Annotated in this window: 15 protein-coding genes; 9 read left to right on the top strand and 6 right to left on the bottom strand. The window is 61.0% G+C overall.

Features of this window, described 5'->3' with window-relative positions; genetic code table 11:
* Together V8P77_RS20500 and V8P77_RS20505 are read right to left on the bottom strand one after the other, a co-directional pair.
* A complete protein-coding gene (locus tag V8P77_RS20500) occupies positions 1-1,188 on the bottom strand; it encodes a hypothetical protein (protein ID WP_335914007.1) in 1,188 nt (395 codons plus the stop codon).
* Positions 1,189-1,426: 238 nt separating this feature from the next.
* Entirely contained in the window at positions 1,427-1,690 is a 264-nt protein-coding gene (locus V8P77_RS20505) for a hypothetical protein (RefSeq protein ID WP_335914008.1), read from the bottom strand.
* Between the two features lie 50 nt (positions 1,691-1,740).
* On the opposite strand from V8P77_RS20505, the gene V8P77_RS20510 reads away from it, so the two are divergent.
* The 3 genes from V8P77_RS20510 to V8P77_RS20520 all read left to right on the top strand — a co-directional run bounded on the left by V8P77_RS20510 (position 1,741) and on the right by V8P77_RS20520 (position 4,576).
* The gene (locus V8P77_RS20510; protein WP_335914009.1) at positions 1,741-2,766 is read left to right on the top strand and encodes a histone deacetylase family protein; all 1,026 of its coding nucleotides are present in this window, start codon (positions 1,741-1,743) and stop codon (positions 2,764-2,766) included.
* A gap of 9 nt (positions 2,767-2,775) precedes the next feature.
* Complete coding sequence (recX, locus tag V8P77_RS20515; protein ID WP_335914010.1) at positions 2,776-3,327, top strand: recombination regulator RecX; 552 nt, start codon at positions 2,776-2,778, stop codon at positions 3,325-3,327.
* A gap of 337 nt (positions 3,328-3,664) precedes the next feature.
* A complete protein-coding gene (locus tag V8P77_RS20520) occupies positions 3,665-4,576 on the top strand; it encodes an EamA family transporter (protein ID WP_335914011.1) in 912 nt (303 codons plus the stop codon).
* A gap of 6 nt (positions 4,577-4,582) precedes the next feature.
* On the opposite strand, the gene V8P77_RS20525 is transcribed toward V8P77_RS20520, so the two are convergent.
* Positions 4,583-5,050, bottom strand: a complete 468-nt coding sequence (locus V8P77_RS20525; RefSeq protein ID WP_335914012.1) for a group III truncated hemoglobin — start codon at positions 5,048-5,050, stop codon at positions 4,583-4,585.
* Positions 5,051-5,221: 171 nt separating this feature from the next.
* On the opposite strand from V8P77_RS20525, the gene mbfA reads away from it, so the two are divergent.
* Positions 5,222-6,205, top strand: a complete 984-nt coding sequence (gene mbfA / locus V8P77_RS20530) for an iron exporter MbfA (protein ID WP_335914013.1) — start codon at positions 5,222-5,224, stop codon at positions 6,203-6,205.
* 487 nt (positions 6,206-6,692) lie between these two features.
* On the opposite strand, the gene V8P77_RS20535 is transcribed toward mbfA, so the two are convergent.
* Both V8P77_RS20535 and V8P77_RS20540 read right to left on the bottom strand, forming a co-directional pair.
* On the bottom strand, positions 6,693-7,292 hold the full coding sequence (locus V8P77_RS20535) for a transglutaminase-like cysteine peptidase (RefSeq protein ID WP_131639995.1): 600 nt from the start codon (positions 7,290-7,292) through the stop codon (positions 6,693-6,695).
* A 165-nt stretch (positions 7,293-7,457) separates the two neighbouring features.
* Positions 7,458-8,297 (bottom strand): alpha/beta hydrolase, encoded by an 840-nt coding sequence (locus V8P77_RS20540; protein ID WP_335914014.1) that lies wholly within the window; start codon positions 8,295-8,297, stop codon positions 7,458-7,460.
* A gap of 177 nt (positions 8,298-8,474) precedes the next feature.
* Between V8P77_RS20540 and infC the strand changes: the two genes are divergently transcribed.
* The 5 genes from infC (at position 8,475) to pheT (ending at position 13,657) form a co-directional block, all read left to right on the top strand.
* A complete protein-coding gene (gene infC / locus V8P77_RS20545; protein ID WP_072640862.1) occupies positions 8,475-9,011 on the top strand; it encodes a translation initiation factor IF-3 in 537 nt (178 codons plus the stop codon).
* 326 nt (positions 9,012-9,337) lie between these two features.
* A complete protein-coding gene (gene rpmI / locus V8P77_RS20550; RefSeq protein ID WP_003544621.1) occupies positions 9,338-9,541 on the top strand; it encodes a 50S ribosomal protein L35 in 204 nt (67 codons plus the stop codon).
* A gap of 38 nt (positions 9,542-9,579) precedes the next feature.
* Complete coding sequence (rplT, locus tag V8P77_RS20555; protein WP_335914015.1) at positions 9,580-9,984, top strand: 50S ribosomal protein L20; 405 nt, start codon at positions 9,580-9,582, stop codon at positions 9,982-9,984.
* 150 nt (positions 9,985-10,134) lie between these two features.
* Positions 10,135-11,217, top strand: a complete 1,083-nt coding sequence (gene pheS / locus V8P77_RS20560) for a phenylalanine--tRNA ligase subunit alpha (RefSeq protein ID WP_335914016.1) — start codon at positions 10,135-10,137, stop codon at positions 11,215-11,217.
* A gap of 16 nt (positions 11,218-11,233) precedes the next feature.
* Entirely contained in the window at positions 11,234-13,657 is a 2,424-nt protein-coding gene (gene pheT / locus V8P77_RS20565) for a phenylalanine--tRNA ligase subunit beta (RefSeq protein ID WP_335914017.1), read from the top strand.
* Positions 13,658-13,710: 53 nt separating this feature from the next.
* On the opposite strand, the gene V8P77_RS20570 is transcribed toward pheT, so the two are convergent.
* On the bottom strand, positions 13,711-14,070 hold the full coding sequence (locus V8P77_RS20570) for a nuclear transport factor 2 family protein (protein WP_017962862.1): 360 nt from the start codon (positions 14,068-14,070) through the stop codon (positions 13,711-13,713).
* Positions 14,071-14,109: the final 39 nt, after the last annotated feature.

Here is a 14,109-nt window from a genome sequence, read left to right on the forward strand (position 1 = left end):
TCATTTCCCGGATTGAATGATTGCGCGGCAGACAGCTGGGTCGGAGTATCCAGCTTGCCGGCAGTCTGCCAGATCGCCAATACCGACACTCAGATTGCTTCCTTCGGCGCTGGCGCCTGGGCCTTCAGCTTCAAGCCTCGCCTTCTCAAGTGCCACGCGTTCTTTCAGCGTATTGGCTTGCGCTGTGTAAAGGGCGGCCCGGGCCTCCTGGACCGCCTTCCTTTGTGTCAGCGCGTCGACCGGCCCTTCTATCACGGCACTAACGATGGAAATCGGCAGCGACGCGATTGCAACGCCTTCGGACGGCTTGGTGACTTCCACATTCGTCAACTCCCCGTCTGTGAATTTAACAAGAGTTTCGCGCTTCACGAAGGCGGTGCGCTTGATATCCACGCGATAGATCGGCGAGGCGTTCGCCATCATCACGGTTTCCATCTGATAGGGTCGGCCGCCTTTCATCAAGCGGACAAGATGCGGCACAGCGCGCCGGTAATAGATGCCGGGTAGTCGAGGCAGCGACGATGCAACGTATCCTGCACGTATCCCTGCAGGCTCCTGGCAGCCACTCCAGACGCCGGGCGACAACTCCGCCTCGATGCAGAATCCCGGATAGGTTTTGCGAATGATTTCATTGGCCATGCGAGTTTGCGATAGATCATACGGATCAAACTCAACCGAATGCGTCCCTAGCTGTTCGTCAAGGAAGGCGCCAGCCGTCTTGGCGATTTTGATGAGTATGTCAGCCGTCTTGTCGTCATTGACGGAAGAGACTTCAGTAAGCATTCCGTTGGCGTAGCTAATTTTAATTGTGTCATCGGAGAAGCCTGAGAGGTTCATGCCGGTACGCATTTCTGCGCGACTGTCGGCGACCGCCCTCGTTGCGAATGTAACAGTTGGCCGAGACGTAGTGCCGGTAAAGGTTGCCTTCACCAGGTGTTTGGGAAGATAATAGGAGCCGGAAGCTTGACCGGTATTGTACTGGTCGGGACCGGCGCCCCGGTTGGTCGGGTAGCTATCGACGGTCGAGCAACTTCCAAGTATACTAACTAAGATTAGAGAAATTAGACGTAGTGAATCCATCAGCGCAGCCCTCAACGCCGTTAAATAAACGTCATTTTCCGATGTAAAGCGCCATCTCGCAAAGAATGCTTTTTGCGCCTTATAATTATACCCATGATTGCATAGCATGGCATTCTATCTAACGCAATAGGATGTAAAGCAGACTCAAGATTTGATGAATAATTGCAATACCGAGCATTCGATGAGCAGCCAATCATCCCACAGTCTATCGACAAAAACTTACTTACTTTATGATTGGTGGTGGAGTTGTTCGCGCAGAATAAGTCTTCAATCGAACCGAAGTCATTCTTCCCTAACGTTGACCCCGCGGTCTCCAGCTCGAACGCTGCCGCGACTAGTTAGGACGTCAGGCCAGGCCGGCGGAATCCCCGCGGCGATGTGGCGTTTGCCATACTTGCATGGCGTACTTTGGGTGCTCGAGCAATTTGCCGATCGTGGCGATGTCGAGTTCCGCATTTGCATGCGGGCTTGAGTCGTTTGGCAAATTATCGATGTTGTCGGTTGCCAGAAGAAATCCGGCGCCGTCTGGAAAAATCCTTAGCGAAAAATCGCCTTGTCCTCGTTGGCTAAACCTAGCAGCAGCATGCAAATTCCGAAATTGAAATGCCAAACTAAAATCCACACTATCTGATCGATTTTCCGTAAAGGACAGGATCTGAAATGCGCGTCATCTATTCCGAAGACCACAAGCTGCGCGATGCCAGGACCGAGCTGCACGCCGGTCAGCTGGTGACGCCCTTCGAGGCGCCGTTTCGAGCCGAATGGATCCTCGCGGCGGTCAGGGAGGCGGGCTTTACCGACGTGGTGGCGCCTGATGCGTACGGGTTGGAAACGGCTCGAAAAGTGCACGATCCCGCCTATCTGGATTTCCTCGCCACCGTCTGGGACCGCTGGGTGGCGGCTGGTTTCACCGGCGAGGCGATCGCCAATTCCTTCGCCGTTCGCCGCACCAGCCAGCGCGTGCCCGACAATATCGTCGGTGCGATCGGCCATTATGCCAATGCCGCCGATACCTCGATCACCAAGGGTTCCTACGAGGCGGCGATCGCTTCCATGCGCTGCGCGATATCAGGCGCCAACTGGCTGGCGCAGGGCAATCGCTTCGCCTTTTCGCTCTGCCGCCCGCCCGGCCACCATGCCGGCATCGATCTCTTCGGCGGCTATTGCTTCATCAACAATTCGGGCGTCGCCGCGCAGCGGCTTATCGATCGCGGTGCGAGAAAAGTCGCGGTGCTGGATGTCGATTTCCATCATGGCAACGGCACGCAGGATCTCTTCTATCGTCGCGGCGACGTCTTCACCGCCTCGCTGCATGGCGATCCCATGCACGCCTTTCCCTATTTCCTCGGCCATGCCGACGAGGAAGGCGAGGGAGAAGGCACCGGCGCCAACCGCAACTATCCGATGCCGCCTGGCACATCTTGGGATGTCTGGTCTTCGGCTCTTGCCGATGCGCTGGCCCGGATCGAGGCCTTCGGCGCCGAGGCGATCGTCGTGGCGCTCGGCGTCGATACCTTCGAGCGCGATCCGATCTCCTTCTTCAGCCTCACCTCCGACGATTTCACCCGCATGGGCGCGATGATATCAGCCGCCGGCCTGCCGGTGCTCGCCTGCATGGAGGGCGGCTACGGTGTGCCGGAGATCGGCCTCAACGTTGCCAATGTCCTCAAGGGTCTGGAAGCCTGATCACCACCGATGAACGACGAGACCGTTCCATCCGATATCCCGACATCACGCATGCTGAGCTGGGCGCGCAATTCCGCTATCTATCGCCTGGAGCGGCGGATGATGACGGAAAAGCAGCTCTTTGACGCCATCACCCGCAAGGCGAAGGAGAAATTCGAGGATATCAGCGCGGCGCAACTCAAGGCCATCGCCGATTTCGCGGTCAAATTTGCCTATGACAACAAGGTGCTCGACGACAGCGCCTATGCGGAGATCAGCACGCGCTCGGCCGTGCGCGGCGGTAAATCGAAGCGCGCGATCGCCCAGAAGCTTGCTGCCAAGGGCGTCTCCAGCGACAGGGTCGAGGCAGCACTTGAAGAGGCTGACGATCTCTATGCCGCAGCGATTTTTGCCCGCAAGCGTGCTTTCGGTCCCTTCCGCCGGGTCGAGCTCGACGAAAAGCGAAAGGCCAAAGAGCTTTCGGCTTTTGCCCGCAACGGCTTCAGCTTCGACATCGGCAGGAAGGTCTTCGACATGAGCGCCGAAGACGCCGAAGAAATCATCCTTACCGGCCGTCGCTGATTTCCCATAAGAGCTTTTGCTGGCCGGTTCGCGCCGATGGCTGCCCCTCATCCGGCTGCCGCCACCTTCTCCCCGCTCGCGGGGCGAAGGGGATATGCCGCGACCTCTCCGTTCCCACTTCGCTCTCGCAGGGCACGTCCCCTCGCCCCGTTTACGGGGAGAGGGTTAGGGTGAGGGGCACTTATCGGCGATCTCCTGGGCCAAGGCGCGGGATCGATCCCACACCGCCGGCCGTTCCCTAGCGCCCCAGCATCAGCGCTCTTGATCCCGGCATGAAAAGTTTGAATTTGGTTCTCCCCCGTCTTCGGCTTAGAACGGCGCCAGGATCGGGGGCCACATGGACATCAAGAATATCGAGACGAGGACGGACGGCGCAGCCTTGATCGCGCAGCCGGGCGTATCGCCGACTTCGGGCGGCTTGGCGGCGGGCGTCGTGATGTGCCTGATGTCGATGTCGTCGATCCAGTTCGGCGCGGCACTGTCTTCGTCAGCCATTGCGACTTATGGCGTTGCCGGTGCCACCTGGCTGCGGCTTGCTTTCGCGGCGATCATCCTTGCCGCCGTTGTCAGGCCTTCGGTGCTGCGTTATAGCGGCGCCCAATGGCGGGCGACGTTGCTGCTCGGCACGACGACGGCTGCCATGACACTGTGCTTCTTCGCGGCGATCCAGCGGCTGCCGCTCGGACTGGCGATCGCCATCGATTTCCTCGGGCCGCTCTCGGTCGCCGTCTTCGGTTATGGCCTGAGCTGGCGGCTCACCTGGCCGTTGATCGCTGCGGCCGGCATTCTCTTCCTCGCCCATGACGGCGAAGGCTGGGTCGGCAATCTCCCGGGTGTCCTCTTCGCCCTCGGCTCGGCTGTGGGATGGGCGGTGTATATCCTGCTGACGAAGAAGGTCGGCGCTGCCTTCAAGGGGCTGGAAGGTCTCTCCATGTCGCTGATCGTTGCCGGCCTCGTCGCGACACCCTTCGGTCTGGCCGAGACCGGGGGCGCCTTCACGGTGAAGGGACTGGTTGAGGTTCTCGGCCTTGCCATCCTCGTGCCGCTCCTGCCCTATGCGCTGGAGATGGTGGCGCTGCGGCGCATGCCGTCGGCATCCTTCGGCATCCTGATGAGCCTCGAACCGGCGCTCGGCGCGCTCGCCGGCTTTCTGATCCTCGCCCAGCCGATGACCGCGCTGCAGATGCTCGGTACGGCGCTCGTCGTGGCAGCCAGCGCCGGCGCCACCGCCTCGGCGGAAAAGGCCTGAGATTTCTTAGGTGGGTTTGCGCGCGGGATCGTCGAGCGCCGGATTGTAGAACAGCGACAATGTCAGGCTCTTGGCGATCCGCTCCGCCGTCGCCATGAACCAAGCCTTGGCCTCCGGCGTTGGCGCGATATCGTCGAGCGTTGCGGCAAACAGCGACAGCCACTTCGGAAAGAGATCGTGTGTCAGGTTCTGGACACCGGTGTGCGCTTGCACCGGCTTGCCGCCATAGGCGCCGCTGCGGAAGGCGACGGCCGACCAGAAACTCTTCATCTTCGCCATATGCTCCGGCCATCGCCCGGATAGCCTGGCGTCGAACACCGGGCCGAGATCGGGATGCGTCAGCACGCGCCCGTAAAAGGTCTCGACCAGCCTGTCGATGAAGGCCGCGTCGACGCCCATGTCCCGCATCTCAGCCTCCGCCCTTTCGCGGATCGCCGCGACATGGGCAGGGCGGCCCTGAATCTCATTATCCATTGCAAAACCCCGGCGCCGCGTGGTGCGGCGCCCTCCCATATAGGTGTTTATCGCAGCGTGCCAAAGTCCTCCGTGCCGCTTGCGGCATTCTGTCAGTTGGCTTGTTCGCGCACTTGACCGCTATCACCACGTTCTTTAGATTTAGAATAATTCTAAATTCTGGAGAAAATTATGCTGGCGCGATTTTTCAGATCCTCGAAACGATCTTTCGAGTCGCTGTCCGAGCAGGAGATCCTCGCCCTGGCGATCGCTTCCGAGGAAGACGATGCCCGCATCTATCTCGCCTATGCCGACAGGCTGCGCCGCGAATTTCCGGCCTCGGCCAAGGTCTTCGAGGATATGGCCGAGGTCGAGGACACGCATCGCAAGTCGCTGATCGAGATCCATCGCCAGCGTTTCGGCGAGCGCATCCCGCTGATCCGGCGCGAGCATGTGCAGGGTTTTTACGAGCGCAAGCCGGACTGGCTGAGAGCAAACCTTTCGCTGGATGCGATGCGGCAGGAATCCGAGGCGATGGAGGAGCAGGCCTATCGTTTCTATGTCGAGGCGGCCAAGCGCACCTCGGACGCCTCGACGCGTGAGCTTCTCGGCGATCTCGCCCTTGCCGAACAGGGGCATGAGGATATCGCCCGCATGCTGGGCGACAAACATACGCCCGAAGACATCAAGCACGACGAGGACGCGACGGTGCATCGGCAATTCGTGCTGACCTATGTGCAGCCCGGTCTTGCCGGACTGATGGACGGCTCGGTCTCGACGCTGGCGCCGATCTTCGCCGCCGCCTTCGCCACGCAGGATACCTGGCAGACCTTTCTCGTCGGTCTTTCGGCCTCCGTCGGCGCCGGCATCTCGATGGGCTTCACCGAGGCCGCCCATGACGACGGCAAGATCTCCGGCAGAGGTTCGCCGGTCAAGCGCGGCCTTGCCTGCGGCATCATGACGGCGCTCGGCGGCCTCGGCCACGCACTGCCCTATCTGATCCCGCACTTCTGGACGGCGACGATCACCGCTGCCGTCGTCGTCTTCTTCGAACTCTGGGCTATCGCCTTCATCCAGAACCGCTACATGGAAACCCCCTTCCTGCGCGCCGCCTTCCAGGTGGTGCTCGGCGGCGGCCTGGTGCTCGGGGCGGGTATCCTGATCGGGAATGGGTGAGGAGCGGTGGGGCGCAGCCCGAGCAATCGATCCAGTGAATCGATTGCAGCGACGAACGCCCTGAGCTTGAAGCGAAGGGCGGGGAGACGGTGCGTCATACTCGGCATCAAGCCGGCCCTTGCCCTTCGCTTACGCTCAGTGCACTCGCGGCTTCGCCGCTCACCCCCTCATCTGCCTGCCGGCATCGACCGGGGTCGAGCCACGGGTCTCGACCCGTCCTTCGGACCCCCGCTGGGGAGAAGCGGAGTCGTGGCGGCGCCTCGTTCCCCTTGCGGCATTGGTTTGGGAATGACACCCGTGTGGGATTGCTCCCCCTTCTCCCCAGCGGGGAGAAGATGCCCGTCAGGGCAGATGAGGGGGGTGAGGAGCGGTAGTGACGAACGCCTTGAGCGCAGCGAAAGGCAGCCCTCCCTATATTAAGAACCACCCGGCAAAACAAAAAGGCCGGCAAAACAGCCGGCCCTTTCCACATTCTCTATTGCAGCCCTTACCGCAGCGCGCCGACCAGGACGTCGCGGCCGTTTTCGATGGTGACCCAGCGGCCGGCATTGTAGCTCGACTGGCGCTTGACGAAGGAATAGGGCGTGCCGAACCACGGCTTGACGTCGGCGGCGAGGTTGTCGAGCACGAAATCGCCCTCGGCGGTGCGCAGCGTCAGCACCGCATGGCCTTCACCATCCGGCTTGCGCACGACGGTCATCAGCAGATCGGCAGCCGGAAAGCCGCGCTGGATCAGCATGCGGCGCTTCAACAGCGCGAAATCCTCGCAGTCGCCGGCGGTGGTCGGATAGGCCCAGACCTCATCCTTGCCGTAGATTTCCTTGTCGGTCATCGGTGTGATCGTGCGGTTGACCGTGGCGTTGAGCGAACGCACGAGCGACCACTTCCCCGGGGTCATGGCAACGGGGCCGGCGTTGCGGTTTGCGCCGCATTCAATACGGTGAATCTGACAGAAATCATAGTGCCCGATCGGCTGTGAGGTGGCATTGCCTGTCACCATGGAAGCATTTCTGCTGGGGGCTGGTATGGCGGCCGTCGCCATCGCAAACATGGCCATCATGGCCACAAAGATACCCTTGATCCGCACGCCCGCTCTTTCCTTGCATCGCCCTTATTTATTAACAAAGTGTTAATGGAGAGGGCCCAAAAGAGTCAATCGTTACTTCTTGGGAGGACCTTACGACCCGCCGATATGGTTAAAATGCAACGGGTTGCGGGACCTGCATCAGGCGAATTCATCCGCCTCTGCCGTTCAAGCGGGCATCTGCCTATTTGTTGATGAACGGATGATGCCTTTGACGGCACTCAGGAGAAGCGCGATATCGCCGGGGCGGGAAAGGCGGTGGTCGCCGTCGCGGACGAAGGTCAGCACCACGTCGTCGGCGGGAAGATGTTCGACCAGTTTCATCGCATGCGCATGCGGCACGTCGGTGTCTTTCATGCCTTGGAGGATGTGCACCGGACAGCCGGTTTCGATGATGCCGTCGAGCACCCGGTTCTTTCGGCCGTCCTCGATCAGCGCCCGCGTATAAATGTTCGGTTCCGGGCTATATTGCGAACGCTCTTCGAAATAGCCACGCTCGGCAAGCGACTTGCGCTCTTTCGCCTTGAGGTTCGGCTCGATCAGCTCCGAGGTGAAATCGGGGGCGGGTGCGATCAGCACCATCCCTTCGAGCTTTGGGCCTGCGAGCGTCACGCCGCCCTGCCGCGCAAGCTCCTGCGCCAGCCTGAGCGCGATCCAGCCGCCCATCGACGAGCCGACGAGGATCACCCGTTCGGGCGCGACATGGCGGATGACGGCCAGCGCCTCCTCCAGCCAGCGCGAGATCGTGCCGTCGCCGAAGCTGCCGCCGGAAAGTCCGTGACCGGAATAGTCGAGGCGAATGCAGGCGAGCCCAAGTTCTGCCGCCAGCCCATCGAGTTCCACCGCCTTGGTGCCGCTCATGTCGGAGCGGTAGCCGGACAGCCAGACGAGCGCCGGCGCGCCATTGCCGGCTTGCGCCGGGCGGACGAGCATGGCGATCTCACGCGCCGCTTCGCCCTCGCCGACCGTCAGGAACTGCGGCGCGGAATCGGGCATCTGATCGGACATCGGCGAAACTCCTGTTGTTTTGGCCTATAAAACAGATTCTTGGCAGGCTGACAGCGGGTGATTTTTCCGCTAAAGGATGATATTGACTCCGTTGCAGCGATGACGCGACACGTTTGTGCCCCTGATCGGGAGCGCGAGGCTGCAACGTTCCGAAAACAACGCGAGGAGAATACGACCATTCGCAGACCTTTTAAAACCGATGCGCCCGTGAAGGACGGACCGCGCTCGAACCGTGAAATCCGCATTCCCAAAGTTCAGCTGATCGGGGCTGATGGACAGAATGTCGGCATCGTGCCCACCGACCAGGCTTTGAAAATGGCGGAAGAAGCCGGCCTCGATCTCGTCGAAATTTCCCCCAATGTCGAACCGCCGGTGTGCAAGATCCTCGATCTGGGCAAGCTGAAATATGCCAACCAGAAGAAGGCTGCCGAGGCGCGCAAGAAGCAGAAGATCGTCGAAGTCAAAGAAATCAAGATGCGCCCGAACATCGACACCCATGATTATGAGGTGAAGATGAAGGCGATGGGCCGCTTCTTCGACGAAGGCGACAAGGTCAAGGTGACGCTGAAGTTCCGCGGCCGTGAAATGGCTCACCAGGAACTCGGCATGAAGCTTCTGCAGCAGGTCAAGGCCGATACGATCGAGTTCGCCAAGGTCGAAGCCGAACCCAAGCTCGAAGGCCGCCAGATGATGATGGTGCTGGCGCCGAAATAAGCGCCAGGCAGTTTTTCGCCCAAGGCCGTCCGCAAGGGCGGCTTTTGTGCTTTCTGCCATTCTGCTTTGGGCCGGTGTATTTTGGGAGCAGCGAAGATTCCTCCGCCGCCCCGTTGCACTTTCATGACGCTGCGGTTATAAGCGCGCGTCCGAACTGACCGGCAGGGCATGCCGTGGCAGTTTCGAATGCTTGCGGAACGGTTCGTCGCCGATGCCGCAGATCAACAACAAACGCTCCCGCACCTTGTTGCGACGGCCGGAGAACCGGACTTCGCGAGAAGGGCTTTTTTGATAAAGCGCGCAGGGAGGACAAAAGGAGTAGCAAAATGCCCAAGATGAAGACGAAGTCCTCTGCCAAGAAGCGGTTCAAGATCACCGCAACCGGCAAGGTCAAGGCTGCCGCTGCTGGCAAGCGCCATGGCATGATCAAGCGTTCCAACAAGTTCATTCGTGATGCACGTGGCACCATGGTTCTCGCAGAACCGGATGGCCGCAAGGTTATCAAGAATTACCTGCCGAACGGTCTCTGAGACTCGTCCGCGAACGCTAGATTTAAGGAGATCATGATATGGCACGTGTAAAAAGAGGCGTCACCTCTCACGCCAAGCACAAGAAGGTTCTGAAGGCCGCAAAGGGCTTTTACGGCCGCCGCAAGAACACCATCCGTACCGCCAAGGCTGCTGTCGATCGTTCGAAGCAGTACGCCTACCGCGACCGCAAGGTCAACAAGCGCAACTTCCGTGCGCTTTGGATCCAGCGCATCAACGCCGCTGTGCGTGAATCCGGGCTGACCTATGGCCGCTTCATCGACGGCCTGAACAAGGCTGGCATCGAAGTCGACCGCAAGGTTCTCTCCGACATGGCGATCCACGAGCCGGAAGCATTCGGCGCGCTGGTCAGCGCTGCCAAGAAGGCTCTTGAATACCTCAAGGAAGCCGGCACGGCGAACGAGTTTGAAGGCGCGGTCAAGTAACCAGCGCTTCCCAAGCTTTTGAATTTATGATTTTGGGAAACCCGCGCTGGTTTGGGCTAGCGCGGGTTTTTCTTTCTTTATATTCCTGGCGCCGGCCGGCGCCGCCTGCCTCCCGATCGCCCGCCTGATACTGGACGGAAAGAAGTGACAATGTCAGATATCGACCAGCTCAACGCATCGCTGCTCGCCGAAATCGCCGCCGCCGATGACGAGGCGGCGCTCGAAGCCGTGCGCGTTTCCGCCCTTGGCAAGAAGGGCTCCGTCTCCGGACTGTTGAAGACGCTCGGCGCCATGACGCCGGAAGAGCGCCAAAGCAAGGGCGCGGCGATCAACGTCCTGAAAAACGCGGTGACCGAGGCGCTTGCCGCCCGCAAGACGACGCTCCGGCAAGCCGCGATCGATGCGCGGCTGAAGGCCGAGACGGTCGATGTCAGCCTGCCGGTGCGCTCTTCGCCGGCCGAGCGCGGCCGTATCCATCCGATCAGCCAGATCGTTGACGAGATCACCGCGATCTTCGCCGACATGGGCTTCTCGATCGCCGAAGGTCCCGACATCGAGACCGATTATTACAATTTCACCGCGCTGAATTTCCCGGAAGGCCATCCGGCCCGCGAGATGCACGACACCTTCTTCTTCAACCCGGATGAGAATGGTGAGCGCAAGGTGCTGCGCACCCACACCTCGCCGGTGCAGGTGCGCACCATGGAGGCGCAGACACCGCCGATCCGCATCATCATTCCCGGCAAGACCTACCGCCAGGACTCGGACGCTACCCATTCGCCGATGTTCCATCAGGTCGAGGGCCTGGTCGTCGACAAGAAGGCCAATGTCGCCAACCTCCGCTGGGTGCTGGAAGAATTCTGCAAGACCTTCTTCGAGGTCGACAGCGTGACGATGCGTTTTCGCCCGTCCTTCTTCCCCTTCACCGAGCCCTCTTTCGAGGTCGATATCCAGTGCGACCGCTCCGGTCCGATCGTCAAGTTCGGCGAGGGTACCGACTGGATGGAGATCCTCGGCTGCGGCATGGTCCACCCGAACGTGCTGCGTTACGGCGGGCTCGATCCGGACGAATATCAGGGCTTTGCCTGGGGCATGGGCCTCGACCGCATCGCCATGCTGAAATACGGCATGCCTGACCTGCGCGACTTCTTCAACGCCGACGTCCGCTGGATGACGCATTACGGCTTCCGCCCGCTCGACATGCCGACGCTGTTCGGCGGCCTCAGCGCTTGAACGGAGAATTGGGACGATGAAATTCACGCTCTCCTGGCTGAAAGAGCATCTGGAAACGGATGCCGGCCTCGATGAAATCTGCACGCGCCTCACCGAGATCGGGCTGGAGGTCGAGGATGTCGACGACAAGGCGGCCTTCAAGCCCTTCGTTATCGCCAGAGTCGTCTCGGCCGAAAAACATCCGCAGGCCGATCGCCTGAAGGTGCTGATGGTCGACACCGGTTCCGGCACGCCGGTCCAGGTCGTCTGCGGCGCCCCGAATGCGCGCGCCGGCCTCGTCGGCGCCTTCGCAGCGCCCGGAACCTATGTTCCCGGCATCGATGTGACGCTCGCCGTCGGCAATATCCGCGGTGTCGAAAGCCATGGCATGATGTGCTCCGAAAAGGAGCTGCAGATCTCCGACAGTCACGACGGCATTATCGATCTGCCCGAGGATGCGCCGGTCGGCCAGAGTTATGCCGCCTATGCTCATCTCGACGATCCCCTCATCGAGATCAACCTGACGCCCAACCGGCCGGACTGCACCTCGATCCACGGCATCGCCCGCGATCTCGCCGCCTCCGGCCTCGGCACGCTGAAGACTCAGGCTGCCCCGTCCTTCTCCGTCGAAGGCGAGACGCCGGTGAAGCTGACGCTCGATCTCGACGATCAAAAACTCTGCCCGGGCTTTGCGTTGCGCCTCGTGCGCGGCGTCAGGAACGGCCCGAGTCCGCGCTGGATGCAGCAGCGGCTGATCGCCATCGGCCTGCGCCCCATCAACGCTCTGGTCGATGTCACTAACTACATGACCTTCGATCAAGGGCGGCCGATCCACGTCTTCGATGCCGCCAAGATCAACGGCCACCTGACCGTCCGCCGTGCCGCCGAAGGCGAGACGGTGCTGGCGCTCGACCAGCGCGAATACAAGCTGTCGCCGAACAACGTCGTCATCGCCGACGAGAATGGTATCGAATCGATCGGCGGCATCATGGGCGGCCAACATTCCGGCTGTGATGAAAACACCATCGACGTGCTGATCGAATCCGCCCTCTGGGACCCGATGAACATCGCCAAATCAGGTCGCAGCCTCGGCATCATCACTGATGCCCGCTACCGCTTCGAACGCGGTGTCGATCCGGACTATATGGTTCCGGGTCTTGAGCGCACGACAGAGCTGGTGCTGGAGCTTTGCGGTGGCAAGGCCGCCAAGGCCGAGATCGTCGGCTACCAAGGTTACGAACCAAAGATCGTCGATTTCCCCTATTCGGAGGTCAAGCGCCTGACGGGCCTCGACGTCTCGAATGAGGAAAGCAACACGATTCTGACGCGCCTCGGTTTCACCGTCTCCGGTTCCGGCGAGCGCGTCTCCGTCGCCGTTCCCTCCTGGCGCCCCGATGTCGACGGCAAGGCCGATCTCGTCGAAGAGGTTATGCGCATTCACGGCGTCGACAATATCAAGCCGGCGCCGCTCGAAAGCCATGCGGCCGTCAACAGCAAGATCCTGACGACGCTGCAGATCCGCAGCCGCCTCGCCAAGCGGGCGCTCGCCGCGCGCGGCATGCTCGAAGCCGTCACCTGGTCCTTCATTCCGGAAGACCAGGCCAAGCTCTTCGGCGGCGGCTCGCCCGCCCTCAAGCTTGCCAACCCGATTGCCGCCGAAATGTCGGATATGCGCCCGTCGCTGCTGCCGGGCCTGCTGACCGCAGCGCAGCGCAATGCCGACAAGGGTTACGGCGACGTCGCGCTGTTCGAGGTTTCCGGCACTTATGAGAACGACAGGCCCGAAGGTCAGCGCCGCGTGGCCGGCGGTATCCGCCGCGGCACGGCCTCGCTTGCCGGCGCCGGTCGCGCCTGGTCGAACGCCGCCAAGGGCGGCGGCAAGCCGGTCGATGTCTTCGACGCCAAGGCCGATGCGCTCGCCGTCATCGAAGCCTGCGGTCTGCCGATGGGCAATATCCAGATCGAGCAGGGCGGACCGGAATGGTATCACCCCGGCCGCTCCGGCACGATTAAGATGGGGCCGAAGGTCGTGCTCGGCTATTTCGGCGAATTTCATCCGCTGACGCTGGAAGCGCTCGATGTCTCCGGCGCTCTCTGCGGCTTCGAGGTCTATGTCGACGCCATGCCGGAGGCCAAGCGCAAGGCAACGCGCACCAAGCCGGCGCTCGAGCTGTCGCCCTTCCAGCTGGTCCGGCGCGACTTCGCCTTCGTCGTCGACAAGACGGTGGAAGCCGGCGCCATCGTCAAGGCCGCCACCGGCGCCGACCGCAAGCTGGTGACCGGCGTCAATGTCTTCGATATCTTCGAGGGTGCATCGGTTGGCGACGGCAAGAAGTCGGTGGCGATCGAGGTTCAGATCCAGCCGGTCGAGCGCACGCTGACGGACGAGGATTTCGAGGCGCTGACGCAGAAGATCGTCGCCAGCGTGATGAAATTCACCGGCGGGGTGCTCAGAAGCTGAGCTTCATCCACCGTCGCCAAATAATGGACCGGTCGCGAAAAGCGGCCGGTCTTTCACCGATGCAGATGGAAGAGTTTGCTGACGATCGTCCAGCGGCCGTCGATCTTCAGCAGCGAGAGATAATCGGTAAAACGCATGCCGGCGAAATCGTCGGTGACCTTGACGCTTGCCGCTTCGCCCTCGACATCGACACTCTGGATGTCCATGTAGGGCTGCGTGCCGGGCGGCGCCGGCTCCTCCTGCAGGATAGCCGCGATGAATTCGTCCCGCGTCAGCCATTCGACCGCATTTTCGTAATGGCCGATGATCGAGCTTTTCGGATGAAAGGCCTTTTTCAAGGCTGCCTCATTGGCGAAGGCCATGCCTTCGACATAGAGATGAACCGTCTGTTCGACTGCCTGCCTGTCCGACATATTGTCATCCCGTTCTCAGAGATGGCGTTAGATAGTTTC

The sequence above is a fragment of the Rhizobium aouanii genome, from assembly GCF_037002925.1.
GTDB classification, from domain to species: Bacteria; Pseudomonadota; Alphaproteobacteria; order Rhizobiales; family Rhizobiaceae; genus Rhizobium; species Rhizobium aouanii.

Coding starts and splice junctions, on each gene's coding strand:
- pheS (WP_335914016.1), top strand. CDS start 10,135: ATGTCAGATATCGACCAGCTCAACGCATCGCTGCTCGCCGAAATCGCC.
- rplT (WP_335914015.1), top strand. CDS start 9,580: ATGGCACGTGTAAAAAGAGGCGTCACCTCTCACGCCAAGCACAAGAAG.
- V8P77_RS20520 (WP_335914011.1), top strand. CDS start 3,665: ATGGACATCAAGAATATCGAGACGAGGACGGACGGCGCAGCCTTGATC.
- pheT (WP_335914017.1), top strand. CDS start 11,234: ATGAAATTCACGCTCTCCTGGCTGAAAGAGCATCTGGAAACGGATGCC.
- V8P77_RS20540 (WP_335914014.1), bottom strand. CDS start 8,297: ATGTCCGATCAGATGCCCGATTCCGCGCCGCAGTTCCTGACGGTCGGC.
- V8P77_RS20510 (WP_335914009.1), top strand. CDS start 1,741: ATGCGCGTCATCTATTCCGAAGACCACAAGCTGCGCGATGCCAGGACC.
- mbfA (WP_335914013.1), top strand. CDS start 5,222: ATGCTGGCGCGATTTTTCAGATCCTCGAAACGATCTTTCGAGTCGCTG.
- recX (WP_335914010.1), top strand. CDS start 2,776: ATGAACGACGAGACCGTTCCATCCGATATCCCGACATCACGCATGCTG.
- V8P77_RS20500 (WP_335914007.1), bottom strand. CDS start 1,188: ATGCTATGCAATCATGGGTATAATTATAAGGCGCAAAAAGCATTCTTT.
- V8P77_RS20525 (WP_335914012.1), bottom strand. CDS start 5,050: ATGGATAATGAGATTCAGGGCCGCCCTGCCCATGTCGCGGCGATCCGC.
- V8P77_RS20570 (WP_017962862.1), bottom strand. CDS start 14,070: ATGTCGGACAGGCAGGCAGTCGAACAGACGGTTCATCTCTATGTCGAA.
- rpmI (WP_003544621.1), top strand. CDS start 9,338: ATGCCCAAGATGAAGACGAAGTCCTCTGCCAAGAAGCGGTTCAAGATC.